The 366-nt window shown below is 38.3% G+C and carries 1 protein-coding gene; it reads left to right on the plus strand.

The features are described 5' to 3' along the window. Positions 1–366 (plus strand): transposase (locus GBN19_RS15590; RefSeq protein ID WP_151778718.1); only part of this gene is annotated, 366 nt, incomplete at both ends.

The following is a 366-nucleotide window of genomic DNA, read 5'->3' on the forward strand; positions in this document are numbered from 1 at the left end:
ATTTTCTCATCAATTGGCATTCCCAAACAGAAAGCCGTCATTGGCTGATGCGAGCCAAAGATAATTTACGCTATGAAATTATAAAACAACACTCAAAACATGATGCTCACATCAGAATGCCTATTTCACCTAGAGCGAAGAAACTGAATCCATTATTGGGAGAATATTGGGAAGCTCGTTTAATAGAAATCGAACATTTAGGCAAAACTAGACGATACATCACATCTTTAATGGATTCTAAAGCCTATCCACTCAAAGAAGTCGCGATGCTTTACGTCCAACGTTGGGAGATTGAGATGTGCTATCGGGAAATTAAAAGTGATTTACAAGATAGTCAGACGTTAAGAAGTAAGCAGCCTGATTTGG

The sequence above is a fragment of the Acinetobacter brisouii genome (assembly GCF_008993995.1).
Taxonomy (GTDB): Bacteria; Pseudomonadota; Gammaproteobacteria; order Pseudomonadales; family Moraxellaceae; genus Acinetobacter; species Acinetobacter brisouii_A.